The organism is Micromonospora ferruginea, assembly GCF_013694245.2.
GTDB classification, from domain to species: domain Bacteria; phylum Actinomycetota; class Actinomycetes; order Mycobacteriales; family Micromonosporaceae; genus Micromonospora; species Micromonospora robiginosa.
Map to the genome: position 1 here is coordinate 208,381 of NZ_CP059322.2, position 22,732 is coordinate 231,112.

Annotated in this window: 24 protein-coding genes; 12 read left to right on the top strand and 12 right to left on the bottom strand. The window is 73.6% G+C overall.

Translation table 11 applies throughout. The annotated features are described in order from the left end of the window. Nucleotides 1-54 precede the first annotated feature (54 nt). The 8 genes from H1D33_RS01060 to H1D33_RS01095 form a co-directional block, all read right to left on the bottom strand. Entirely contained in the window at nucleotides 55-225 is a 171-nt protein-coding gene (locus H1D33_RS01060; protein WP_307755321.1) for a hypothetical protein, read from the bottom strand. Between the two features lie 9 nt (nucleotides 226-234). Continuing rightward, complete coding sequence (locus H1D33_RS01065) at nucleotides 235-840, bottom strand: hypothetical protein (protein ID WP_307755322.1); 606 nt, start codon at nucleotides 838-840, stop codon at nucleotides 235-237. A 45-nt stretch (nucleotides 841-885) separates the two neighbouring features. Beyond that, nucleotides 886-1,281 carry a Fur family transcriptional regulator gene (locus tag H1D33_RS01070; protein ID WP_307755323.1) on the bottom strand — a complete coding sequence of 132 codons (396 nt, stop codon included), beginning with the start codon at nucleotides 1,279-1,281 and terminating at the stop codon, nucleotides 886-888. Beyond that, nucleotides 1,278-1,580 carry an ArsR/SmtB family transcription factor gene (locus H1D33_RS01075; protein WP_307755324.1) on the bottom strand — a complete coding sequence of 101 codons (303 nt, stop codon included), beginning with the start codon at nucleotides 1,578-1,580 and terminating at the stop codon, nucleotides 1,278-1,280. The genes H1D33_RS01070 and H1D33_RS01075 overlap by 4 nt, the downstream gene beginning before the upstream one ends. 34 nt (nucleotides 1,581-1,614) lie before the next feature. Then, nucleotides 1,615-2,484, bottom strand: coding sequence for a metal ABC transporter permease (locus H1D33_RS01080; RefSeq protein WP_307755325.1), 870 nt, complete (start codon nucleotides 2,482-2,484; stop codon nucleotides 1,615-1,617). Nucleotide 2,485: 1 nt separating this feature from the next. After that, nucleotides 2,486-3,250, bottom strand: coding sequence for a metal ABC transporter ATP-binding protein (locus H1D33_RS01085; protein ID WP_307755326.1), 765 nt, complete (start codon nucleotides 3,248-3,250; stop codon nucleotides 2,486-2,488). After that, nucleotides 3,247-4,188 (bottom strand): metal ABC transporter substrate-binding protein, encoded by a 942-nt coding sequence (locus H1D33_RS01090; RefSeq protein ID WP_307755327.1) that lies wholly within the window; start codon nucleotides 4,186-4,188, stop codon nucleotides 3,247-3,249. Before H1D33_RS01090 ends, H1D33_RS01085 begins: the two co-directional genes overlap by 4 nt. 94 nt (nucleotides 4,189-4,282) lie before the next feature. After that, complete coding sequence (locus H1D33_RS01095) at nucleotides 4,283-4,546, bottom strand: DUF6703 family protein (RefSeq protein WP_091572141.1); 264 nt, start codon at nucleotides 4,544-4,546, stop codon at nucleotides 4,283-4,285. Between the two features lie 27 nt (nucleotides 4,547-4,573). Here H1D33_RS01095 and H1D33_RS01100 point away from each other — a divergent pair, with 27 nt between their 5' ends. The 3 genes from H1D33_RS01100 (at nucleotide 4,574) to H1D33_RS01110 (ending at nucleotide 6,978) form a co-directional block, all read left to right on the top strand. Next, nucleotides 4,574-4,915, top strand: a complete 342-nt coding sequence (locus H1D33_RS01100) for an antibiotic biosynthesis monooxygenase family protein (protein WP_307755328.1) — start codon at nucleotides 4,574-4,576, stop codon at nucleotides 4,913-4,915. Between the two features lie 25 nt (nucleotides 4,916-4,940). Further along, entirely contained in the window at nucleotides 4,941-5,486 is a 546-nt protein-coding gene (locus H1D33_RS01105) for an Rv0361 family membrane protein (protein ID WP_307755329.1), read from the top strand. A 112-nt stretch (nucleotides 5,487-5,598) separates the two neighbouring features. Further along, nucleotides 5,599-6,978, top strand: coding sequence for a glycine--tRNA ligase (locus tag H1D33_RS01110; RefSeq protein WP_281593588.1), 1,380 nt, complete (start codon nucleotides 5,599-5,601; stop codon nucleotides 6,976-6,978). A 53-nt stretch (nucleotides 6,979-7,031) separates the two neighbouring features. On the opposite strand, the gene H1D33_RS01115 is transcribed toward H1D33_RS01110, so the two are convergent. Beyond that, complete coding sequence (locus H1D33_RS01115) at nucleotides 7,032-7,994, bottom strand: type IV toxin-antitoxin system AbiEi family antitoxin domain-containing protein (RefSeq protein ID WP_307755330.1); 963 nt, start codon at nucleotides 7,992-7,994, stop codon at nucleotides 7,032-7,034. Between the two features lie 177 nt (nucleotides 7,995-8,171). Here H1D33_RS01115 and dusB point away from each other — a divergent pair, with 177 nt between their 5' ends. Further along, on the top strand, nucleotides 8,172-9,320 hold the full coding sequence (dusB, locus tag H1D33_RS01120) for a tRNA dihydrouridine synthase DusB (protein ID WP_307755331.1): 1,149 nt from the start codon (nucleotides 8,172-8,174) through the stop codon (nucleotides 9,318-9,320). Nucleotides 9,321-9,374: 54 nt separating this feature from the next. Here the strand turns inward: dusB and H1D33_RS01125 are convergent, their stop codons facing one another. Further along, the gene (locus H1D33_RS01125; RefSeq protein ID WP_307755332.1) at nucleotides 9,375-10,022 is read right to left on the bottom strand and encodes a C39 family peptidase; all 648 of its coding nucleotides are present in this window, start codon (nucleotides 10,020-10,022) and stop codon (nucleotides 9,375-9,377) included. A 260-nt stretch (nucleotides 10,023-10,282) separates the two neighbouring features. Then, entirely contained in the window at nucleotides 10,283-10,654 is a 372-nt protein-coding gene (locus tag H1D33_RS01130) for a nuclear transport factor 2 family protein (protein ID WP_181569840.1), read from the bottom strand. 233 nt (nucleotides 10,655-10,887) lie between these two features. Between H1D33_RS01130 and H1D33_RS01135 the strand changes: the two genes are divergently transcribed. Then, on the top strand, nucleotides 10,888-11,649 hold the full coding sequence (locus H1D33_RS01135) for a helix-turn-helix domain-containing protein (RefSeq protein WP_307755419.1): 762 nt from the start codon (nucleotides 10,888-10,890) through the stop codon (nucleotides 11,647-11,649). A gap of 4 nt (nucleotides 11,650-11,653) precedes the next feature. Here H1D33_RS01135 and H1D33_RS01140 read toward each other — a convergent pair whose 3' ends face one another. Then, on the bottom strand, nucleotides 11,654-13,378 hold the full coding sequence (locus H1D33_RS01140; RefSeq protein ID WP_414685526.1) for a beta-N-acetylhexosaminidase: 1,725 nt from the start codon (nucleotides 13,376-13,378) through the stop codon (nucleotides 11,654-11,656). 420 nt (nucleotides 13,379-13,798) lie between these two features. Here H1D33_RS01140 and ppdK point away from each other — a divergent pair, with 420 nt between their 5' ends. The 7 genes from ppdK (at nucleotide 13,799) to H1D33_RS01175 (ending at nucleotide 22,722) form a co-directional block, all read left to right on the top strand. Next, complete coding sequence (gene ppdK / locus H1D33_RS01145; protein WP_181569837.1) at nucleotides 13,799-16,510, top strand: pyruvate, phosphate dikinase; 2,712 nt, start codon at nucleotides 13,799-13,801, stop codon at nucleotides 16,508-16,510. Nucleotides 16,511-16,623: 113 nt separating this feature from the next. Then, nucleotides 16,624-16,971, top strand: coding sequence for a VOC family protein (locus H1D33_RS01150; RefSeq protein ID WP_181569836.1), 348 nt, complete (start codon nucleotides 16,624-16,626; stop codon nucleotides 16,969-16,971). Then, the gene (locus tag H1D33_RS01155; protein ID WP_181569835.1) at nucleotides 16,961-18,193 is read left to right on the top strand and encodes a deoxyguanosinetriphosphate triphosphohydrolase; all 1,233 of its coding nucleotides are present in this window, start codon (nucleotides 16,961-16,963) and stop codon (nucleotides 18,191-18,193) included. The genes H1D33_RS01150 and H1D33_RS01155 overlap by 11 nt, the downstream gene beginning before the upstream one ends. Nucleotides 18,194-18,237: 44 nt before the next feature. Continuing rightward, the gene (locus H1D33_RS01160; protein WP_181569834.1) at nucleotides 18,238-19,074 is read left to right on the top strand and encodes a siderophore-interacting protein; all 837 of its coding nucleotides are present in this window, start codon (nucleotides 18,238-18,240) and stop codon (nucleotides 19,072-19,074) included. Nucleotides 19,075-19,220: 146 nt separating this feature from the next. Further along, nucleotides 19,221-20,855 carry a BCCT family transporter gene (locus H1D33_RS01165; RefSeq protein WP_181569833.1) on the top strand — a complete coding sequence of 545 codons (1,635 nt, stop codon included), beginning with the start codon at nucleotides 19,221-19,223 and terminating at the stop codon, nucleotides 20,853-20,855. 128 nt (nucleotides 20,856-20,983) lie between these two features. Then, entirely contained in the window at nucleotides 20,984-21,874 is an 891-nt protein-coding gene (locus tag H1D33_RS01170; protein ID WP_181572956.1) for an ABC transporter ATP-binding protein, read from the top strand. Continuing rightward, nucleotides 21,871-22,722 (top strand): ABC transporter permease, encoded by an 852-nt coding sequence (locus H1D33_RS01175; protein ID WP_181569832.1) that lies wholly within the window; start codon nucleotides 21,871-21,873, stop codon nucleotides 22,720-22,722. Before H1D33_RS01170 ends, H1D33_RS01175 begins: the two co-directional genes overlap by 4 nt. Nucleotides 22,723-22,732 lie beyond the last annotated feature (10 nt).

Here is a 22,732-nt window from a genome sequence, read left to right on the forward strand (position 1 = left end):
AGGGGCCCCTGCTTAACGCCTTCGGTAGAGGCGGGGGCCCCTCTTAACACCCGCTCAGCGGCGGGCGACCGCCCATGCGATCACCGCGGCGAGGATCAGGCCGTTCAGCGCGGCCAGCACCAGGTACGCCGACGGCGGGATCTTGCGGCCCTTGCGGACGAAACTCACCAGCACGCCCGCGTAACCCAGCAGCAGCACGGCGACGACGATCAGGAAGTACAGCACCGGCACACCCTACCGGCCGCCGCGCAACCCCAGTCTGCGCAGCTCCAGCGCGGCGAGCGCGTCGACGGTGGCGTCGTCGCCGCGCCGCCACGCCTCGGCCACGTCCGGCGCGATCCGGCTGAGCTTCGACAGCGGCTGACCGGCCAGCGCGCGCAGCGCCAGCAGGTCCCGGCCGGCCGGCGCGGTGGCCATCGCCTTCGCCGCGCCGGCCCGGCGCATCCAGCGCACCCGCAGCGGCAGCCAGCCGAACAGCACCAGACCGAGCGGGAACACCAGCACCGCGACGGCCAGCGCGAGGGCCAACTGGCCGACCAGCTCCTGCTGGTCCCGGCCCGCCTCGGCCATCGCCCGCGCGGCGTCGGCGGCGCGGGTGAAGGGGGCGGTCAGCTCGTCGCCGACCAGCGGCACCCGGCCCACCTTGCCGCCGGCTTCGGCCAGGTTGTCGGCCAGCCCGCCGCCCGCACCCTCGAGCTTCTGCCCGGGTACGGCGAGCTTCTCCACCAGGTCGTGCAGCCAGAGCGCGAAGCGGATCGCCGCGTACACCCAGACGACCACGAGGAGGTCGGTCAGGAGCTGGCGGAGGGCGGTCGGAAAACGGTCGGCGTAGATCTTCACGCCGGACAGCCTGCCACGGCTCCGCCGCGCCGGCACCGGTCGGTTTTACCGGCCGGCGCAGGCCGGACAGGTCCCGAAGATCTCCAGGGTGTGGCTGACCTCGGTGAAGCCGTGCTCGGCGGAGATCCGGTCCGCCCACTTCTCCACCGCCGGGCCGGCCACCTCGACGGTCCGGCCGCAGCCCCGGCACACCAGGTGGTGGTGATGACCGCCGCTGCACCGCCGGTAGAGGTGCTCGCCGCCCGGCGGGCGCATCACGTCGATCTCGTCGGCGTCGGCCAGCGCCTGCAACGTCCGGTAGACGGTGGTCAGCCCGATCCGGTCGCCCCGGCGGCGCAGCATGGCGTGCAGGTCCTGGGCGCTGTGGAAGCCCTCGACCTCGTCGAGCAGGGCGCTGACCGCGCTGCGCTGCCGGGTGGTGCGGGGCGCGCCGGTGGTCATGACGGTCCCTCCCCGGCGTGGCTGACCGCGTCCGCGACGATGTGCGCGACGTGCTCGTCGACCAGGGCGTACGCGATCTCCCGACCGCGCCGGGAGCCACGCACCACGCCGGCCCCGCGCAGCACCCGCAGGTGCTGGGAGACCAGCGGCTGCGGCGCGCCGAGCGTCTCGACCAGCTCGTGCACGCAGCGCTCGCCCTCGGCCAGCTCGCTGACGATGGCGAGCCGGATCGGGGCCGAGAGGGCGCGCAGCAGCTCACCCGCGCCGTCGAAGGCGTCGTACCCGTTGGTGCCGGTCACCTCGTAACGATAACCACTGCCGGTTGGACCGGCCTCATCCGAGCACCACCTCGTGCTCGGCCGGCTCGGTCGCGGGCGCCGCCGGCCGGCCGCGTCGCCGCAGCGACCGCACGCCGGCCGCCAGCAACGCCACCGCCAGGAACGAGCCGATCGCCACCAGCACCACCGAGGCGCCGGGCGCGGTGTCGGCGGTGGCCGCCACCCAGACCCCGGCGCCGGCCGCGAACAGGCCCAGCGCCATCGCCGCGGTCATGGTCGACCGGAAGCCGCGCGTCACCTGCTGGGCGGTGGCCACCGGCACCACCATCAGCGCGCTGATCAGCAGCACCCCGACCGCCCGCATGGCGATCGTCACGGTCACCGCGGTGCCGACCGCGATGAGCAGGTTCAGCGCCCGCACCGGCAGGCCGGAGACCCGTGCGTACTCCTCGTCGTGGCAGACCGCGAACAGCGCCGGACGCAGCACCAGCATGGTCACCAGCAGCACCGCGCCGAGCACGCCGATGGTGACCAGATCGCCCGGCGACGTCGTGGTCAGCGACCCGAAGAGGTACGCGTTGAGCGACCCGCTGCTGGCGTCGGAGAGCCCGACCAGCATCACGCCGCCGGCGATGCCGCCGTAGAAGAGCAGCGCCAGAGCGAGGTCCCCGGAGGTGCGCCCGTACGCGCGGACCAGCTCGATGACGACCGCGCCGAGCGTGGCGGCGAGCACCGCCACCAGCACCGGGGAACGGTTGAGCAGCAGCCCGGCGCCGACGCCGGTGAGTGCCACGTGGCCGATCCCGTCGCCGATCAGCGCCAGCCGGCGCTGCACCAGGTAGATGCCGAGCGCCGGCGCGGCCAGCCCGATGACCAGCGCGCCGACCAGCGCGCGGAGCATGAAGTCGTACTGGAAGAGGTCCATCTCAGATGCCCGTCCAGAGCCCGGCGGGCTCCTCGTCGCAGTGCGGGTGCACGTGTTCGTGGTCCGGGTCGGCGTGGTGGCCGGCCGGCTCGGGCACCGCCCCGTCGTGGGCGATCCCGCCCTGGTGCACCACCACGGCCCGGCTGATCAGCGGGCGCAGCGGCCCCAACTCGTGGGCGACCAGCAGCACCGTGCCGCCGCCGTCGCGGAACGCGCGCAGCGCCCCGGCGAACGCCTCCTGGCTGGCCGCGTCCACCCCGGCGGTCGGCTCGTCGAGCACCAGCAGCTCCGGCCCACCGGCCAGCGCCCGGGCGATCAGGACCCGTTGCTGCTGGCCGCCGGAGAGGGTGGCCACCGGATCGCCGGCCCGGTCGGCGAGCCCGACCGCGCCCAGCGCCTCGGCCACCGCCGTCCGGTCCGCCCGGCCGGCCGGTCGCAGCACGCCCCGGCGGGCCAGCCGCCCGGACGCCACCACCTCGGCCACCGTGGCGGGCACGCCGCCGCCGGCGCCGAGCCGCTGCGGGACGTACCCGATGCGGTGCCACTGCCGGAAGCGGCGCTGCGGCGTGCCGAACAGGGCGACCGAACCGGCGCCGAGCGGCACCAGACCGAGCGCGGCGCGGACCAGGGTCGACTTGCCGGAGCCGTTGGCGCCGAGCACGGCGACCACCTCGCCGGCGGTGAGCGTCAGCGAGATGTCCCGCAGCACCGGCCGGCCGTCGTAGCCGACGGTGGCGTGCGCGATCTCGATCACGGGTGAGGTCATGAGCAGTCCAGTGCGGTTCGCAGGGTCTGGAGGTTGGCGCGCATCGCGGTGAGGTAGTCGCCCTCGGCCGGTGGGCCCTCGATCGGGTCCAGGACCGCGGTCCTCGCCCCGACCTCGCGGGCGATCGTCTCGGCGACCTTCGGGCTGACCAGCGTCTCGAAGAAGATCGTGCCGGCCCGGTGCTCGCGGGCCTCCTTCGCGACCTCGGCGAGCCGCTGCGGGGCGGGTTCGGACTCCGGGGTGAGCCCGGTGAGGCCGATCTGTTCCAGCTTGTAGCGCTCGGCCAGGTAGCCGAAGGCGGTGTGGCTGGTCACGATCTCCCGGCGCTGGCAGGTGCGCAGGCCGTCGGCGTACGCGGTGTCGAGCGTCGTCAGCTCGGCGCGCAACGCGCCGGCGCGGGCGGTGTAGTCGGCGGCGTGGTCCGGGTCGACCCGGCCGAGGCGTTCGGCGAGCCGGTCGCCCACCGTGGCCAGCCGGGTCGGGTCGAGCCAGAGGTGCGGGTCCTTGCCGCCGCCCTCCTCCTCGTGACCGGCCTCACCCTCGTGCTCGTGGCCGCCGGCGGCGGCGTCGAGCAGCGGGGCCACGCCGGCCACGTCGAACGCGCGGTCGCCGCCGTTCTGCTCGACCGCCTCGTCCACGGCCGGCTGGAAGCCGGTCAGGTAGACGATCACCTCGGCGTCGACCACCTGCCCGACCTGGCGGGGGTTCAGCTCCAGGTCGTGCGGCTCCGCGCCCGGCTTGGTGAGGTTGCCGACCACGACCCGGTCCCCGCCGATGCGCTCGGCGAGGAACTGGAGCGGGTAGAACGCGGCCACCACGTCGACCCGGTCCGGGTCGCTGCCCCCGCCGCCGCCGTCCGAGCAGGCGGCGGCGCCGCCCAGGGTGAGCAGGGCGGCGGTGGCGGCGGCCAGGGCGCGGGGAGTGGCGCGAACGGTCATGGGACCAACTGTCCGCGACAACGAAAATTATTGTCAAAAACGCATGCTTGCATGTCAGCGCAGGTCAGCTCGCCTCGGCGTGGCCCGGCGCGGCTCAGCCGACCATCAGCTTGGCCAGCGCCACCGCGATCAGCAGGGTGAGCATCAGCAGCCGGAGCACCCGGGTCGCCGGGGCCTGCACCGGCCAGGTCACCGTCATCAACCAGACCAGCCCGGCGGCCAGCACCAGCAGCAGGACGCCGCCGGCCGGGCCGGGCGCGAAGAGGCCGACCAGCACCAGCACCAGCGCGGCGAGGAACACCGTCGTCGGGTTGAGCCGGGCCAACCGGGACAGCACGGGACTCTGCGTACGCTGCATGCCACAAACTCTACGAGGAGGAACGCCGTGCTGGTCACCAACCGGTTCGTGGTGGACGCCGAAACGGCTGACGAGTTCACCCGGGAGGCGCACGCGGCGCTGGCCGCGCTCGCCGCCCGCCCCGGCTACCTGCGCGGCGAACTGCTGCGGGCGCTCGACGACCCGGCCCACTGGTGCCTGCTCACCGAGTGGGAGTCGGTCGGGGCCTACCGGCGGGCGCTGGGCGGCTTCGACGTCAAGGTCACCGCCGTGCCGCTGCTCGCCCGATCGGTGGACGAGCCGTCGGCGTACGAGACGCTCGCCAACGCCGCCCCGCAGGGCGAGATCGTCGTCGCCGCCAGCGATCGCGCCGCAGGTCCGTACCGCTGAGTCCCGGGGCACTACCCTGGCGCGTATGACCGCTCCCGGACCGGCCGCGCCACCCCCGTCACCCGTGCCGCCCGGCGCGCCGCCGGCGGACCCGGGCGTCCCCGCGCCGCCGGCCGGTCCCGGCGTCGCGCCGCCGTTCGCCGCCCCGCCCACCGAGGGCGGCCGGCGCCGGCTCTGGCTCGCCCTCGGCGTCGGCGCGCTGGCCGTGCTGCTCTGCTGCGGCGGGGGCGGCGCGGCGATCGTCGGCCTGGCCGTGAGCAACGTGCAGGCGGTCGGCGAGCAGGGCCGGGCGGTCACCGACGACTACTACCAGGCGCTCGTCGCCCGGGAGTGGTCCAAGGCCTACGACCGGCTCTGCGACGACGCCCGGCGGCGCGAGTCCCGCCCGGAGTTCACCCAGCGGGTGGCCACCGAGCCGCAGATCTCCGGCTACCGGGTGGGCCAGGTCGACACCGCCACGCTGACCGTGCCGGTGGACGTCACGCTGGCCGGCGGGCGGCGGGAGGCGCAGACCGTCACGCTCGCCCCCGACCGGCAGACCGGCGGCATGGAGGTCTGCGGGGTGAGCTGACCCGACCCCGGTATTCTGCTGGGCTCGGGGCCGAGGCGGTCGTACCGTTGTCCCGAACAGCCCGGAACATCCATCTCAACCGCGCCGACCGCCAGCCGGCGTAGGAGGAAACATGCCAGCCGACCGTATCGACGCCGTCGTCAGCCTCGCCAAGCGCCGGGGCTTCGTCTTCCCCTCCAGCGAGATCTACGGGGGCACCCGGTCGGCGTGGGACTACGGTCCGCTCGGCGTCGAGCTGAAGGAGAACGTCCGCCGGCAGTGGTGGCGGACCATGGTCCAGCAGCGTGACGACGTCGTCGGCCTCGACTCCGCGGTCATCCTGGCCCGCAAGGTCTGGGAGGCCAGCGGCCACATCGCCGAGTTCGTCGACCCGCTGACCGAGTGCCAGTCCTGCCACAAGCGGTTCCGCGCCGACCACCTGGAAGAGGCGTACGAGGCCAAGCACGGCAAGCCGCTGACCTCGCTGACCGAGCTGAACTGCCCCAACTGCGGCAACAAGGGCACCTTCACCGAGCCGAAGATGTTCAACGGCCTGATGAAGACCTACCTGGGCCCGGTGGAGAGCGACGAGGGCCTGCACTACCTGCGCCCGGAGACCGCCCAGGGCATCTTCGTCAACTACAAGAACGTGGAGACGGTCGCCCGCAAGAAGCCGCCGTTCGGCATCGCGCAGACCGGCAAGTCGTTCCGCAATGAGATCACCCCGGGCAACTTCATCTTCCGGACCCGCGAGTTCGAGCAGATGGAGATGGAGTTCTTCGTCGAGCCGGGCACCGACGAGCAGTGGCACGAATACTGGCTCTCCGAGCGCTGGAACTGGTATCTCGACCTGGGCCTGTCCGAGGAGAACCTGCGCTTCTACGAGCACCCCAAGGAGAAGCTCTCCCACTACTCGAAGCGCACCGTCGACATCGAGTACAAGTTCCGGTTCGGCGGCACCGAGTTCGCCGAGCTGGAGGGCATCGCCAACCGCACCGACTTCGACCTGTCCACGCACAGCAAGCACTCCGGCGTCGACCTGTCGTACTTCGACCAGGGCAAGGGCGAGCGCTGGATGCCGTACGTGATCGAGCCGGCCGCCGGCCTCACCCGCGCGGTGCTCGCGTTCCTGCTGGAGGCGTACGACGAGGACGAGGCGCCGAACACCAAGGGCGGCGTGGACAAGCGCACCGTGATGCGCTTCGACCCGCGGCTGGCCCCGGTCAAGGTGGCGGTGCTGCCGCTGTCCCGCAACGAGGCGCTCTCGCCCAAGGCCAAGCAGCTCGCCACCGACCTGCGCAAGCGCTGGGTGGTCGAGTTCGACGACTCGCAGGCCATCGGTCGCCGCTACCGCCGGCAGGACGAGATCGGCACGCCGTTCTGCGTCACGGTCGACTTCGACACGCTCGACGACAACGCGGTGACCGTGCGGAACCGGGACACCATGGCCCAGGAGCGCGTCGCCCTGGACCAGGTCGAGCGCTACCTGATCGAGCGCCTCCCCGGCTGCTGAGGGTGTAAGGCGGGGGCCCTTCTTAACGTTTTCGGTAGAGGAGGGGCCCCCGCTTAACACCCCGCCACCGGGGCGGCATGGACCGCGACGGTGGCGCCGAGACCCCGGCGGGAAGCGTGCGCCTGCTCCACTGTTCGGCGTACGCGCTGAGGCTCGCGCCGGATCTGCGCCGGGGTGAAGTGCAGGATCATCACCCCGAGCCGGCTCAGCTCGTTGTGGCGGTCGAGCGTGCGCGCCCACCCATCCGGGCTGAAGTGGTATTCCCGCGAGTCGACCTCCAGCGCCAGCGCCGACTCGGCAAGGTACCCGTCGGGCGTCGGCAGCGTGTGCCCCTCATCGGTGGTCAATCGGGGGTTCCAGATGATCGCCGGGAGCAGCCGGCTCCCGGCGAGGCAATCCCGCAACTCGGCCTCCGGCGCGGAGCGGGTGCCGGCCGTCACCTCGTGGAACGCCTTCCGGATCAGCGCCGTACGGCTGCGCCTCGCGCGGATGATCTCCTCGTCCAGGGCGGCCAGGTCGGTGAAACTCCGTTGGACGGCCTCGGCCACGATCGCCCGTACCGTCCGCAGGTCGCTCAGGTCCCGGGCGGCGTCCACGACGGCCCGCGCGGGCGAGCAGACCGGGTAGTGGGCGGTCGTCCGCGCCTTCGAGTCGAGCGACAGGGCCCGGGACACCAGCACGTGACCGGTCGACTTGCGGCTCGTCGAGTGCGGGACGAGCAGGTGTACGTCGGTGGTCCGCGGACTGTATCGGAAGCCGTACCAGGTGAGCGCGGACAGCCCGGTCAGTTGGGCGCTGCGGCCGGCGTACAGGGCGGCGGAGATCCGTCGCTGCTCGTCGGTCAGCACGCCGGTCACCAGGGCGTACGTCGCCGGCAGCACGCGTTGCCAGCGGCCCCTGCGGGTCTGCCGGTAGATGAACATGTCGTCGTAGCCGGCTTCCAGCAGTTGGGCGCGCGTGACCAGATCCTGCTGGCGGTGCGCGACCTCCGCCAGCCGGGGCGGGTGATCGACCATGCGGCAAGCGTGGGCGATGGGCGGGCGTTCGTCCTGCCCGTCGCCCCGTCCTGTGGACAACCGGCCGGCTTGTGGAAACCCCGCAGCTCCCGCCGGCGCTGTGATATGCGCCGTGTTAAGCGGGGCCCCCGCCTATGCAGAAGGCGTTAAGCGGGGCCCCCTCCTTACACTTGGGCGGTGAGTGAGTTGAAGATCGGGCCGTACGAGGTGTGGCCGCCGGTGGTGCTCGCGCCGATGGCCGGGATCACCAACGTCGGCTTCCGCCGCCTCTGCCGTGAGCAGGGCGGCGGCATCTACGTCTGCGAGATGATCACCACCCGCGCCCTGGTCGAGCGGAACCCGAAGACGCTGCGCATGATCGCGTTCGGCGCCGAGGAGCACCCGCGCAGCCTCCAGCTCTACGGCACCGACCCGGAGATCACCGCCGCCGCCGTGCGGATCGTGGTCGAGCGGGACCTCGCCGACCACATCGACCTGAACTTCGGCTGCCCGGTCCCCAAGGTCACCCGCCGGGGCGGCGGCTCCGCGCTGCCGTGGCGGCGCCGGCTCTTCGCCCGGCTGGTCAAGGCTGCGGTGGACGCCGCGTCGCCCGCCGGGGTGCCGGTCACGGTCAAGATGCGCAAGGGCATCGACGACGACCACCTGACGTACGTCGAGGCCGGGCTGGCCGCCCAGGACGCCGGCGTCGCGGCGGTCGCCCTGCACGGGCGTACGGCGGCGCAGCGCTACTCGGGCACCGCCGACTGGGACGCCATCGCCACGCTCAAGCAGGCGCTCGACGTGCCGGTGCTCGGTAACGGCGACATCTGGGAGGGCGAGGACGCGCTGCGGATGGTCGCCCACACCGGGGCGGACGGCGTGGTGGTGGGGCGCGGCTGCCTGGGCCGGCCGTGGCTCTTCGCCGACCTGGAGGCCGCGTTCGACGGCCGCACCGACCGGCGGCTGCCCACCCTCGGCGAGGTGGCGGTGACCATGCGCCGGCACGCCGAGCTGCTGGTGGAGCAGTTCGTGGCCGGGGCCCGCAATCCGGCGCGGGGCGAGCGGGACGGCTGCACCGACTTCCGCAAGCACGTCGCCTGGTACCTGAAGGGTTTCCCGATCGGCGGCGAACTGCGCCGCTCGCTCGCCATGATCGAGAGTCTGGCCCAGCTCGACGACCTGCTCGGCAAGCTCGACCCGGAGCTGCCGTTCCCGGTCGAGACGCTCGGCCAGCCGCGCGGCCGGACCAACTCCCCGGGCAAGGTCTTCCTGCCCGACGGCTGGCTGGCCAGTCGCGACGACGACACCCCGCCGGAGGGTGCCGAGCTGGACGACTCGGGCGGCTGACCCGGTACGCCGAAAGGGCCCGACCCCCGTGGGGTCGGGCCCTTCGTCATTCGGTCAGGAGCTGTAGCCGCGGCTGGCGATCCAGTGCGCCAGGGCGTCCACGTCCATCCGGTAGGAGGCCATGTCCGGGTTCGCCGAGTCGGCGATCGTCACGACCTTGCCGCCGTCGCGGTAGCCCACCACGCTGATGTAGTGGCCACCCTCGAAGGAGTGGGTGGTGCCGTCGGTGTCGGTGGCGGTGCCGGCGATGTTGGCCACCACGGCCCGGCCGTCGTCCACCGCGCGCACCACGTCGGCGCGCAGCTTGTCGGCCTTGTCGCGGGCCTTGTCCGCCGGGATCTCGGTGGACCGGTAGACGTTCTTGCCGGTCTCCTTGTTCAGCACCGGGGTGACGTCGTTGATCGAGTTGGTGCCGGACTCGGTGGTGCCCATCTCCTTGGCCATGGCGTCCACGTCGATGTTCTTGCCCTGCACCGACAGCGCGTTGCGGGCCGCGGCCGGGCCGCAGAAGTAGAAGTTGGGCTGCGCCTCGTAGCGCACGTCCAGCTCCCGCTCGCCGTGGCCCTTGCGGTCGACGACGACCTGGGCGGCGCGCTCGGCGGGGGTGGCCTGCGCGGCGATGGCGGGGCCGGCGATGCCACCGGCGGTGGCGGCGATCCCGGCGACGGTCAGCGCGGTCTTGCGGATCAGATCGGTACGCATGATGCGACTCCTCTGCGGTTCGGGGGTGTGCGGCACGCGGTGCCGCGGGGGGAAGGTCTGCGCCGTCCGGCGGTCAGCGGTGGTGACCTGCTCGGCGGCTCGGGGGTACAACCACCGCCCGGGGCCCGCCATTCCCCGGCTGCCCCTCCGGCCCCGGCCCCTGCCGGACACCCCACCCACCCGACCCCATACCTCCGTCGATCATGAAGTTGGCGGCGACAAATCGGACGGCGAACGCCGCCAACTTCATGATCAATGGGTCAGGCGGGGGTGGGGACCTTGTCCAGGAAACCGTGCGCGGCGCGCACCCGGCCGTCGGGGGCGCGGACGACCACGTCGAAGCCGACCGCGACCGATTCGCCGCCGGTGGCGGGGACCAGTTCCCAGCCGAAGCGGACCACGTCGTGGTGGCCGTCGACCGGACCGTGCGGGCGCAGCACGTGGCCGGGGAAGGCCTGCTGGACCCCGGCCACGGCCGCCGCGATCTGCTCGTGGCCGTGCACGTCGGCCAGCGGGTCGACGTAGCTGGCGTCGGGGGTGAAGAGGGCGGCGACCCCGGCGGCGCGGGCGTCGGCGTCGGTCTCGTTCCAGACCGCGAGGTAGCGGTCGACCAGCTCGGTGTACGCGTTCATGGGATGGTCCCTTCGTCGGTCGGTGACGCCGGGAACTCTGCCGCCGGCCGGGCCGGCGTGTCGATTACCTCGCGGGTAGGGCCCGCCGGCATGACCTCCGGGGTAATCGACGCGGCGCGTGACGTCCGGCAGGGTGGTGCCGAACCGCCCATTCCCGCAGACGGGGGACCGATGTCCACGTACCGCACCCCGCGCCCGCCCGCCCCGGCCGGCGCCCCTCCGCCGGCGAGTCGCTGCGCCGGTGGCGGGAGCTGCGCCGGCTCAGCCAACTCGAGCTGTCCATCCGGGCGGAGGTGTCGACCCGGCACCTGAGCTTCGTCGAGACCGGGCGCTCCCGGCCCAGCCGGGAGATGGTGCTGCGGCTGGCCGATCCGCTCGACCTGCCGCTGCGGGAACGCAACCGGCTGCTGCTGGCCGCCGGCTACGCCCCGGCGTACCCGGAGACCGCGCTGGCCGCGCCCCGGATGGCCGCGGTCCGCGCGGCGGTCCGGCAGGTGCTGGGCGGCCACGAGCCCTACCCGGCGGCGGTGGTGGACCGGGGGTGGCACCTGGTGGACGCCAACGACAGCCTGGCGGTGCTCACCGAGCGGGTGGCGCCCGAGCTGCTGGCCGGCCGGGTGAACGTGCTGCGGGCCAGCCTGCACCCGGACGGGCTGGCCCCGCACATCGTCAACCTCGGCGAGTGGCGCGGGCACCTGCTCAACCGGTTGGCCCGGCAGGTGGAGCTGACCGGGGACGCGGAGCTGGCCGCGCTGGAGGAGGAGCTGCGCGGCTATCCGGGTGGCGGGCCGGACCGGTCCGTGGACCAGCCCGGCCCGGACGAGCTGGTGGTGCCGCTGCGGGTGCGGCACGACGGCGGGGAGCTGTGCTTCCTCAGCACGGTCGCGACCTTCGGTACGCCGCTCGACGTCACGCTGGCCGAGCTGTCCATCGAGTCGTTCTATCCGGCCGACGAGCGCACGGCCGCCGTACTCCGGGAACGCGCCCGGAACTGACCGGTCACACCGCGGCCTCCACCCGCTCGGGGGCGACCCGCGAGGGCCCGTCCGGCCAGGGGATCTCGGGGGCGGGGTGGAACGTGATCCCGGCGGCGGTCCAGCGCGGGCCGTGGCCGGCGAGCCGTTCGGCGAACCCGGCCCAGTCGTGCGTCGAGCGGGGCGACCATCCCAGCTCGGCGACGGCGGGCAGGCGCGGGAACATCATGAATTCGATCTCGGCGCGGGTGGTGACCGACTCGGTCCACAGCGGCGCCTCCACCCCCAGCACGGCCTCCGCCGGCACACCGTGGACGTGCGCGCCCGGGTCCCACTCGTACGCCCGGCGCACGTCGACGAGCCCGGCCCAGTCGTGCCCGATCGGGGTGTCCGGGGCGTACTTCATGTCCAGGTAGGCGTGGTTGCCGGGGGAGAGGACGAGCCGGGCGCCCCGGCGGACCGCGTCGGCCGTCCCGGGGTCGTCGCCGTTGGTGCCCCACCACTGCACGACGCGTCCGTCGACGTGCCCGGCGGGGGCGATCTGGTGCCAGCCGACCACCGTCTTGCCGGTGGCCGCGACCAGCGCCTGGGCCCGCTCGACGAAGGCGCGGTAGCTCGCCGCCGGCACCTTGAACGCCTCGTCGCCGCCGAGGTGCAGCCACGGTCCGGGGGTCAGCGCGGCCACCTCGCCGACCACGTCGGCGACGAAGGCGTACGTCCGCTCGTCGTCCGGGTCGAGGTAGCTGAACCCGACGTCGGTGCCGGTGTACGGCGGCGGCGCGGTCTTGCCGGGTGCCAGCTCGGGGTAGGCGACGAGCGCCGCGTTGGTGTGCCCGGGGAGGTCGATCTCGGGCACCACGGTGACGTGCCGGCGGGCGGCGTACGCGACGATCCGCCGGTAGTCGTCACGGGTGTACCAGCCGCCGGGCGCGCCGCCCACCGCGGTGTCGCCGCCGACCTCGGTGAGCCGGGGTCGCGATTCGACGGCGATCCGCCAGCCCTGGTCGTCGGTGAGGTGCAGGTGCAGGTGGTTGAGCTTGTAGCGGGCCAGGTGGTCGACCACGCGCAGCACGTCGTCCACGCCGAAGAAGTGCCGGGCGACGTCGAGCATCGCGCCCCGGTAGGCGAAGCGCGGCCGGTCGACGATCGTGCCACCGGGCAGCACCCAGCGCTCCGCGACCGGGGTGGCGCTCTCGATCGCCGCCGGCAGGAGCTGGCGCAGCGTCTGCGTGCCGTGGAACAGCCCGGCCGGGGTGACGGCGGTGATCCGGACGCCGGTGGCGGTGACGTCGAGCCGGTAGCCCTCGTCCCCGAGCGCCACGTCGTCGCCGTCCGCGTCGGCCCGGGCCGTGCCGGCGGAGGCCGCGCGGTCGGCCGGCGGGCGCGGGGCCGGTGCGCCCGGGGCGAGCGGGCTCCCCGACAGCGCGGGCGCGGTGGCGTCGGTCGCCGCGACGGTGAGCGTCAGTGGGCCGTCCGGCCCCGGGCCGGCCGCGTCGGTCACCGGGAGCGGGAGGCCGGTGGCCGGGCGCAGCCAGCCGGCGAGCTGCTCGGCCACGTCGAGGCCGGCGGCGTCGACCCGGATCGCCGCGTCCGGCGGCAGCGTGAAGTCACCGGCCGGGTCGGGGAGCACCCGCTCGGGTGCCGGCACCACGTCGCCGAGGTGGACCGGCGCGGGCGGGGCGAGCTGGCCGGCGGCGTGGTCGGCGGCGACGCGGGCCAGCTCGCCGGCGGCGGCCGGCGTGGCGGGCAGCCCGGCGACCGGCGACGGGTCGGGCGCGTCGCCGGCGGGCGACGGGAGGGTGGGGTGGGTCTCGGTCGGCTGCGGCCCGGTCTCGGGTGCTGCGGGGTTGGTCGACACGGCGACGGCTCCGAGGGGTGTATTCGTGCGGGATATGGCAAAGGTCAGGTTCGGCGATATCCGGTGCCGTCAAGAGTACGAGGGGAAGCGGAATTGCGTGATCCTGCGCATGGAAGCGTTCCCAAAGACCCGTACGAACGCGGGCAGTGGTGACTGTTGTGCCGATTGTCACCGAACGGTCCCAGGCCTCGCGAAGTTCGCTTAACCTTCGCCCACCGATCGATGACGAGCCCGGGATTACCGGTGGTCGCTCCCGGGGTATGTCCGAACTGAACCTTCGTTAAGTGTCAATGGCGCGCGTGGGAGGCTCTGGTGGCAGCGCAAGAGGAAACGGTCGAGAGTAAGTACGTCTACGACTTCGCCGAGGGCAACAAGGACCTCAAGGACCTGCTCGGTGGCAAGGGCGCCAACCTGGCCGAGATGACCAACCTCGGTCTGCCCGTCCCGCCCGGTTTCACCATCACCACCGAGGCCTGCCAGGCGTACCTGACGACCGGGCGCGAGCCGGACGGGCTGGCCGCGCAGATCGAGGCGCACCTGGAGTCGCTGGAGCGCGAGATGGGCCGCCGGCTCGGCGACCCGGCCGACCCGCTGCTGGTCTCGGTGCGCTCCGGCGCCAAGTTCTCCATGCCCGGCATGATGGAGACCGTCCTCAACGTCGGCCTCAACGACCGCAGCGTCATCGGCCTGAGCACCCAGGCGGGTGGGAACGATCGGTTCGCCTGGGACTCCTACCGCCGCCTGATCCAGATGTTCGGCAAGACCGTCTGCGAGGTGCCCGGCGAGGAGTTCGAGCACGCGCTGGACGACGCCAAGCACGCCAAGGGCACGCGGAACGACCTCGACCTGGACGCCGACGACCTGCGCGCGCTCGTCGACGCGTACAAGAAGATCTTCGCCAAGCACACCGGGCGTGAGTTCCCGCAGGAGCCGCGCGAACAGCTCGACCTGGCCATCCGCGCGGTCTTCGACTCGTGGAACGCGGAGCGGGCCATCCTCTACCGCCGGCAGGAGCGCATCCCGGCCGACCTGGGCACCGCGGTCAACGTGGTCAGCATGGTCTTCGGCAACCTCGGGCCGGACTCCGGCACCGGCGTCGCGTTCACCCGCGACCCGGGCAGCGGCGCGCAGGGCATCTACGGCGACTACCTGGCCAACGCCCAGGGCGAGGACGTGGTGGCCGGCATCCGCAACACGGTGCCGTTGCAGGAGCTGGAGCAGCTCGACAAGACCTCCTACGACCAGTTGCTCGGCATCATGGCCCGGCTGGAGGAGCACTACAAGGACCTCTGCGACATCGAGTTCACCATCGAGCGCGGCAAGCTCTGGATGCTCCAGACCCGGGTCGGCAAGCGCACCGCCGCCGCCGCGTTCGTCATCGCCGGCCAGCTCGTCGACGAGGGCCTGATCGACCTGGACGAGGCGCTGCACCGGGTCAACGGCGCGCAGCTCGCCCAGTTGATGTTCCCGCGCTTCCAGCTCGACCACGACGTCCCGCCGGTGGCCAGGGGCATCGGCGCGTCCCCCGGCGCGGCGTCCGGCAAGGTGGTCTTCACCTCGGCCCGCGCCGTCGAGCTGGCCGCCGAGGGCGAGTCGGTGATCCTGGTCCGCCGGGAGACCAACCCGGACGACCTCAACGGCATGATCGCCGCCAAGGGCATCCTCACCTCGCGCGGCGGCAAGACCAGCCACGCCGCCGTGGTGGCCCGGGGCATGGGCAAGACCTGTGTGTCCGGCGCCGACGAGCTGGAGGTGAACGTCCCGGCGAAGAAGTTCACCGTCGGCGGGCACACGGTCGGCGAGGGCGACGTGGTGTCGATCGACGGCACCACCGGCAAGGTCTACCTCGGCGAGGTGCCGGTCATGCCGTCCGAGGTGGTGCAGTACTTCGAAGGCAGCCTCGACCCGGAGCACATCGACAACCCGCTGGTCCGGGCCGTACACCGGATCATGACGCACGCCGACGGGGCGCGGCGGCTGCGCGTGCGGACGAACGCCGACACCGGCGCGGACGCGGCGCGGGCCCGGCGCTTCGGCGCCGAGGGCATCGGCCTGTGCCGCACCGAGCACATGTTCCTCGGCGACCGCCGGGAGCTGGTCGAGCGGCTCATCCTCGCCGGCGGCGGGCGGGAGCGCGACGAGGCGCTGGCCGCGCTGCTGCCGTTGCAGCGGGCCGACTTCGTGGAGATCTTCCGGGAGATGGACGGGCTGCCGGTCACCGTGCGGCTGATCGACCCGCCGCTGCACGAGTTCCTGCCCCCGCTGGAGCAGCTCGCGGTCAACGTCGCGGTCGCCCAGGAGCGCGGCGAGGACGTGGCCAAGGAGGAGGCGCTGCTCTCCGCGGTCCGCCGGATGCACGAGGAGAACCCGATGCTGGGCCTGCGCGGGGTCCGGCTCGGCCTGGTCATCCCCGGCCTGTTCGCCATGCAGGTCCGCGCCATCGCCGAGGCCGCCGTCGCGGTCGCCCGCGACGGCGGGACGGCCTGCCCGGAGATCATGGTGCCGCTGGTCGGCGCCGTGCAGGAGCTGGAGACGGTACGCGCCGAGGCCGAGAAGATCATCGCCGAGGTGGTCGGGGACAGCGGCGTCGACGTGCTGATCGGCACGATGATCGAGGTGCCGCGGGCGGCCCTGACCGCCGGGCAGATCGCCGAGGCGGCCGAGTTCTTCTCCTTCGGCACCAACGACCTGACCCAGATGGGCTGGGGCTTCTCCCGCGACGACGTGGAGGGCGCGTTCTTCTGGCGCTACCTGGAGCTGGGCATCTTCGGCATCTCGCCGTTCGAGTCGATCGACGCCGACGGCGTCGGCCGGCTGGTCCGGATCGCCGCCGAGGAGGGCCGGGCGGCCCGCCCCGGGCTGAAGCTCGGCGTCTGCGGTGAGCACGGCGGCGACCCGGACTCGGTGCACTTCTTCCACGAGGTGGGCCTGGACTACGTCTCCTGCTCGCCGTTCCGGGTGCCGGTGGCCCGGCTGGAGGCCGGCCGCGCGGCGATCAGCACGACCGGCTCCGACTCCCGCTGAGCCTGTCGGTGCGGGGCCGCCGGTGACCGCCGGCGGCCCCGCCCGGCGCGCCTTTCCGGCCTCCCGGGCGTAACCTGAGCTTCCGCCACGTGTTGATCAGGAGGGGTGGCCGCATGACCGCCGTCTGGGAGAACCTGACCATCGACGCCCGGGACCCGTCCCGGCTCGCCCGCTGGTGGGCCGAGGCGCTCGGCTATCAGGTGATCACCGACAAGCCGGACGAGGTGGAGATCCGGCGCACCCCCGAGACGCTCCCCGGCCTGGTCTTCGTCCCGGTCTCCGGGCCGAAGCAGGGCAAGAACCGGCTGCACGTGGACCTGCGCCCGACCGACCTGGAGGCCGAGGTGGAACGGCTCGTCGACATGGGCGCGCGGCACGTCGACATCGGGCAGGGAGACGTGGAGTGGACCGTGCTGGCCGACCCGGAGGGCAACGAGTTCTGCGTGCTGCATGCACGCTGACGACGCGGCGCGGCTGGTCGCCGAGGCGCCCAAGGACACCGGGTACGGGCGGTCCCCGTTCGAGCGCGACCGCGCCCGGGTGCTGCACTCGGCGGCGTTCCGCCGGCTCGCCGCGAAGACCCAGGTGCACGTCGCCGGCACCGACGACTTCCTGCGTACCCGGCTGACCCACTCGCTGGAGGTGGCGCAGATCGCCCGCGAGATGGGCGCGCGCCTCGGCTGCGACCCGGACGTGGTGGACACCGCCGGGCTCGCCCACGACCTGGGTCACCCGCCGTTCGGGCACAACGGTGAGTACGCCCTGGACGAGCTGGCCGCCGCGGCCGGCGGCTTCGAGGGCAACGCGCAGACGCTGCGCGTGCTCACCCGGCTGGAGGCGAAGGTGCTCACCCCGGACGGGCGGTCCGCCGGGCTGAACCTGACCCGGGCCGCGCTCGACGCGGTCGGCAAATATCCCTGGGAGCGCCGCTCCGGCGAGCGCAAGTTCGGCGTGTACGCCGACGACCGCCCGGTCTTCGACTGGCTGCGCGCCGGCGCCCCACCCGGCGACCGGCGCTGCCTGGAGGCCCAGGTGATGGACTGGGCCGACGACGTGGCGTACTCGGTGCACGACGTCGAGGACGGCATCCACGGCGGGCACGTCGACCTGCGCCCGCTGCTCGCCGACGGGGACGAGCGGCGGGCGCTCTGCGCCGACGTGGCGTCCGCCTACTCCGGGGAGGCGCCGGAGGACCTGGCGGAGGTGCTGGACGAGCTGCTCGCCGATCCGGTGCTCGCCCCGCTCGCCGCGTACGACGGCAGCCACCGCGCGCTCGCCGCGCTGAAGGCCACCACGAGCGTGCTCACCGGCCGGTTCGTCTCGACCGTGGTCGCCGCCACCCAGGCGCGTCACGGCGCCGGCCCGCACCGCCGGTACGCCGCCGACCTGGTGGTGCCGCGCCGGATCCGGGCGCAGTGCGCGCTGCTCAAGGGCATCGCCCTGCGGTACGTGATGCGCCGCCCGGGTGCGAGTGGCCGCTACGACCGGCAGCGGGAGGTCCTCGCCGAGCTGGTCGGCGCGCTGCTCGACCGCGCCCCGGACGCGCTCGACGAGGTCTTCGCGCCGCTCTGGCGGGACGCGCCGGACGACGCCGCCCGGCTGCGCGTGGTGGTCGACCAGGTGGCCTCGCTCACCGACCCGGCCGCGCTGGCCTGGCACGCCCGGCTGGTGTCGGCCCGCTGACCGCCCGGCCGACCCGGCCGGCAAGTGAGGGTAGCCTAAGCCGCATGACGGATCGCCCGAAGACGCTCACCGCCGCCACGGTCGTGCGGACCACCCGGCCCACCCCGCACCTGATCCGGCTCGTGCTGGGCGGCGCCGAGCTGACCGGCCTGCCGGTGGGCGCCTACACCGACCACTACGTGAAGTTCGTCTTCCCGCCGGCCGGGGTGACCTATCCGCACCCGACCGACCTGGCCACCGTCAAGCGGGAGTTCCCCGCCGAGCAGTGGCCCCGGCTGCGGGCCTACACGGTGCGGGCCTGGGACGCGGCGGCCGGCGAGCTGACCGTCGACGTGGTGCACCACGGCGAGGAAGGGCTGGCCGGCCCGTGGGCGGCGGCGCTGCGCCCCGGTGACCGGGTGCTGTTCACCGGCCCCGGTGGCGCGTACGCACCGGACCCGACCGCCGACTGGCACCTGCTGGCCGGCGACGAGAGCGCGCTGCCGGCGATCGCCGCCGCCCTGGAACGGCTGCCGGCCGGCGCGCCGGCCCGGGTCTACGTCGAGGTGGCGGGTCCCGCCGACGAGTTGCCGCTGGCCAGTGCCGGCGCGGTCGAGCTGCGGTGGCTGCACCGGGCCGGGCGTCCGGCCGGCGCCGCGCTGGTCGAGGCGGTCCGGGCGGCGGAGTTCCCGCCCGGCCGGGTGCACGCGTTCGTGCACGGTGAGGCCGGCGCGGTGAAGGAGCTGCGCCGCCTGCTCCGGGTCGAGCGGGGCGTGCCCCGGGACGACCTGTCCATCTCCGGCTACTGGCGGCGCGGCCTGGACGACGAGGGCTGGCGCGCCACCAAGCGGACCTGGAACGCCGAGGTCGAGGCCGAGGAGTCCGCCCGCGTCGCGACCTGACCCGGTCGCCTTTCGCCGATCTTGGACTTGTGGCACCTCTGATACCGGCGTGAAACCGGCATCCTGGGCGCCACAACTCCAAGATCGGTGGGACCGGGTGAGGCGTTTCGTCCCGCGCCGGCCGAGGGCCCGCTCAGGATGGGGCCATGGCGGAACAGGTGCGGGATCGGCCCGCGACGCAGCCGGCCGACCGGGTGGTGCTCGGGCTCGGCGTGGCCGGGGTGCTGGCCGTGGTGGCGTGGGGCGTGCTGGCCGGTGGGTCGCTGGCCTCGTTCGGCGCCGCCGGGCTGCACTGGGTGACCACCACGTTCGGCTGGTTCTTCGTGGTCGCGGCCGACGCGTTCCTGGTGCTGGCGGTGGTGCTCGCCGCGTCCCGGTTCGGCCGGATCCGGCTCGGCGCCGACGACGACGAGCCGGAGTTCAGCACGCTCGCCTGGGTGTCGATGATGTTCAGCACCGGCATGGGCATCGGCCTGGTCTTCTACGCCGTCGCCGAGCCGATCCAGCACTACGCGTCCCCGCCGCCCGCCGCCGGGGTCGAGCCGCAGACCGGCGCCGCCGCGGCGACCGCCATGCAGTACACGCTGTTCCACTGGACGCTGCACCCGTGGGGCATCTACGCGATCGCCGCGCTGGCGCTGGCGTACTCGACGTTCCGCAAGGGGCGGGGCAACCGCATCTCGGCCGCGTTCGTGCCGCTGCTCGGCGACCGGGCGTACGGCGCCGCCGGGCAGGCCATCGACCTGCTGGCCGTCTTCGCGACCGTGTTCGGCTCGGCGACCAGCCTCGGGCTCGGCGCGTTGCAGATCGCCGCCGGACTGGACAACGCCACCGGGCTGGCGGACAGCACCGGGGTGGAGCTGGTGGTGATCGCCGCGCTCACCGCCGCGTTCGTGGTCTCCGCGTTCACCGGGCTGCACAAGGGGATCAAGTGGTTGTCCACCACCAACGTGGTGCTGGCGGTCGGCCTGATGGTCTTCGTCTTCGTGGCCGGGCCGACCATCTACACGCTGGAGGTGCTGCCCGCCTCGGTCGGTGACTACCTGAGTCACCTGGTGGTGATGTCCACCCGCACCGGTGCGTTCACCGACCCGGCCTGGCTGGGCTCGTGGACCATCTTCTACTGGGCGTGGTGGATCTCCTGGGCGCCGTTCGTGGGCATCTTCATCGCCCGGATCTCCCGGGGTCGCACGGTCCGCGAGTTCGTCACCGGTGTCTTGCTCGTGCCCAGCGGCGCCAGCGTCGTCTGGTTCGCGATCATGGGTGGCACCGCCCTGCGGGTGCAGCGCACCGGTGCCCGTGACCTGGTCGCCGACGTCGGGGCGAGTGCCGAGAACGCGCTCTTCGGGCTGCTGCACGCGCTGCCGCTGGCCACGGTCACCACCGTGCTGGCGGCGGTGCTGGTGGCGCTCTTCTTCGTCACCGGCGCCGACTCCGCCGCGCTGGTGCTCGGCTCGTTGAGTTCGCGGGGCGCGCTGCGACCGCACCGGGGCGTGGTGGTGCTCTGGGGCGTACTCATCGGCGCGGTGGCCGCCGCGTTGCTGCTCGCCGGCGGGCTGGCCGCGTTGCAGCAGGCGACGATCCTGGTCGCGCTGCCGTTCGTGGTGGTGATGCTGGCACTGGCGGTGGCCATGGTCCGGGAGATGGCCGCCGACCCGGTCCTGCGCGCGGGGACCCGGCCGCGCCGGTCCGGCCTGGCCGCGGCGGTGCGGGCGGCCCGGTCGTACGAGGAGGAGGAGCCGCCACCGGTCACCCGCTGGCTGCACCGTCCACGTCGCTGAGTGGGTGTACCGCAGATTGTAGTATGAGTGCTACATTCCGGGGCATGACTGCGACCGACTCCCTGGATGCCGTCGCGCCGACCGGGCCACCCGACGAGGAGCTGGTCCTCGACGTCCGTGACCTGCGCATGCGCTACGGCAGCGCCGACGTGCTGCACGGTGTCGACCTCACCGCCCGGCGGGGCGAGGTGGTCGCGCTGCTCGGCCCGAACGGCGCCGGCAAGACCACCACCATCGAGATCCTGGAGGGCTTCCGGCTGCCCTCGGCCGGCACGGTCCGGGTGCTCGGCGTCGACCCGGCGCGCGGCGACGAGCGGTGGCGCGCCCGGCTCGGCGTCGTGCTCCAGTCCTGGCGCGACCACGGCAAGTGGCGGGTCGGCGAGCTGCTCAGCCACCTCGGCGACTTCTACGCGCCGTACGCGACCGACCGGATCCGGCGCCCCTGGCCGGTCGACGACCTGCTGGCCACCGTGGGGCTGACCGCGCACGCCGGCACCCGGGTGGCGCGGCTCTCCGGCGGGCAGCGCCGTCGGCTCGACGTGGCGGTCGGCATCGTGGGCCGGCCCGAGCTGCTCTTCCTGGACGAGCCGACGGTCGGCTTCGACCCGGCGGCCCGGCGTGAGTTCCACGAGCTGGTGCACCGCCTCACCGACACCGAGGAGACCACCATCGTGCTGACCACGCACGACCTGGACGAGGCGGAGAAGCTGGCCGACCGCATCCTGATCCTGGCCGGCGGCCGGATCGTCGCCGAGGGCTCGCCGGACCAGTTGGCCCGCCGCGTCGCCGGCGACGCCGAGGTCCGCTGGACCCGCGACGGTGATCGTTACGTGCACGCCACCGCCGACGCCACCGCCTTCCTGCGCGACCTGCTGCGCGAGCACGGCGACCGGGTACGGGAGCTGGAGGTGCGCCGGGCCAGCCTGGAGGACGCCTACCTGGCGCTGGTGCACGAGGAGGAGACCGGGATCCGCACCGGCCGGGCGGAGCGGGTGTGGCAGCGGGAGGCGACGCGATGAACCCCACCACCAACGCGATGCGGGTCGGCGTGCGGCGCGGCCTGATCGAGCTGCGCGCCACGTTCACCAACGGCCAGGACCTGTGGAACTACTTCTTCCCGACGGTGGTGCTGCTGGTCGCCGTGTTCTGGATGCGCGGCTCGACCGTGCCCGGCACCGACTTCTCCCTCGGCGCCCGGACGCTGCCCAGCGCGCTCGGCATGGGCCTGCTCTTCGGCGGGCTGCTCGGGCTGGCCCAGCAGCTCATCGTCGACCGGGAGGACGGCACGCTGCTGCGTGCCAAGGCGATCCCGGACGGCATGCTCGGCTATCTGGTCGGCAAGCTCGTGCTGGTCTCGGCGATCTCGCTGATCGGCGTGACCATCCAGCTCACCCCCGGCCTGTTCTTCCTGGACGGGCTGCGGCTCGGCGACCCGGGTGCCTGGCTCACCCTGGCCTGGGTGGTGCCGCTCGGGCTGGTGGCGACGCTGCCGCTGGGCGCGGTGATCGGCTCGGTGATCGAGAACCCGCGCAACATGGGCCTGGTGGTCCTGCCGATCTTCGGCCTGATCGCGCTCTCCGGGATCTTCTACCCGATCAACGGCCTACCCGGCTGGGTGCAGGGCGTCGCCCAGGTCTTCCCGCTCTACTGGCTAGGCTTGGGCATGCGCTCGGCGCTGCTCCCGGCCGACCTGGCGGCGGTCGAGCTGGGCGGCTCCTGGCGGCACCTGGAGACGCTCGGCGTGCTCGGCGCCTGGGCGGTGCTCGGGCTGGTGCTGGCCCCGGTGGTGCTGCGCCGGATGGCCCGCCGGGAGTCCGGTTCGCGGGTCGCGGCCCGGCGGGAGCGGGCCATGCAGCGGGTCGGATGAGAGGGCGTCG

Excerpts from the sequence above, each read along its gene's own strand:
- H1D33_RS01070 (WP_307755323.1), bottom strand. The coding sequence starts at position 1,281 with ATGACCACCGGCGCGCCCCGCACCACCCGGCAGCGCAGCGCGGTCAGC.
- H1D33_RS01080 (WP_307755325.1), bottom strand. The coding sequence starts at position 2,484 with ATGGACCTCTTCCAGTACGACTTCATGCTCCGCGCGCTGGTCGGCGCG.
- H1D33_RS01085 (WP_307755326.1), bottom strand. The coding sequence starts at position 3,250 with ATGACCTCACCCGTGATCGAGATCGCGCACGCCACCGTCGGCTACGAC.
- H1D33_RS01090 (WP_307755327.1), bottom strand. The coding sequence starts at position 4,188 with ATGACCGTTCGCGCCACTCCCCGCGCCCTGGCCGCCGCCACCGCCGCC.
- H1D33_RS01095 (WP_091572141.1), bottom strand. The coding sequence starts at position 4,546 with ATGCAGCGTACGCAGAGTCCCGTGCTGTCCCGGTTGGCCCGGCTCAAC.
- H1D33_RS01105 (WP_307755329.1), top strand. The coding sequence starts at position 4,941 with ATGACCGCTCCCGGACCGGCCGCGCCACCCCCGTCACCCGTGCCGCCC.
- H1D33_RS01110 (WP_281593588.1), top strand. The coding sequence starts at position 5,599 with ATGCCAGCCGACCGTATCGACGCCGTCGTCAGCCTCGCCAAGCGCCGG.
- H1D33_RS01115 (WP_307755330.1), bottom strand. The coding sequence starts at position 7,994 with ATGGTCGATCACCCGCCCCGGCTGGCGGAGGTCGCGCACCGCCAGCAG.
- H1D33_RS01125 (WP_307755332.1), bottom strand. The coding sequence starts at position 10,022 with ATGCGTACCGATCTGATCCGCAAGACCGCGCTGACCGTCGCCGGGATC.
- H1D33_RS01130 (WP_181569840.1), bottom strand. The coding sequence starts at position 10,654 with ATGAACGCGTACACCGAGCTGGTCGACCGCTACCTCGCGGTCTGGAAC.
- H1D33_RS01150 (WP_181569836.1), top strand. The coding sequence starts at position 16,624 with ATGACCGCCGTCTGGGAGAACCTGACCATCGACGCCCGGGACCCGTCC.
- H1D33_RS01155 (WP_181569835.1), top strand. The coding sequence starts at position 16,961 with ATGCACGCTGACGACGCGGCGCGGCTGGTCGCCGAGGCGCCCAAGGAC.
- H1D33_RS01160 (WP_181569834.1), top strand. The coding sequence starts at position 18,238 with ATGACGGATCGCCCGAAGACGCTCACCGCCGCCACGGTCGTGCGGACC.
- H1D33_RS01165 (WP_181569833.1), top strand. The coding sequence starts at position 19,221 with ATGGCGGAACAGGTGCGGGATCGGCCCGCGACGCAGCCGGCCGACCGG.
- H1D33_RS01170 (WP_181572956.1), top strand. The coding sequence starts at position 20,984 with ATGCGCTACGGCAGCGCCGACGTGCTGCACGGTGTCGACCTCACCGCC.
- H1D33_RS01175 (WP_181569832.1), top strand. The coding sequence starts at position 21,871 with ATGAACCCCACCACCAACGCGATGCGGGTCGGCGTGCGGCGCGGCCTG.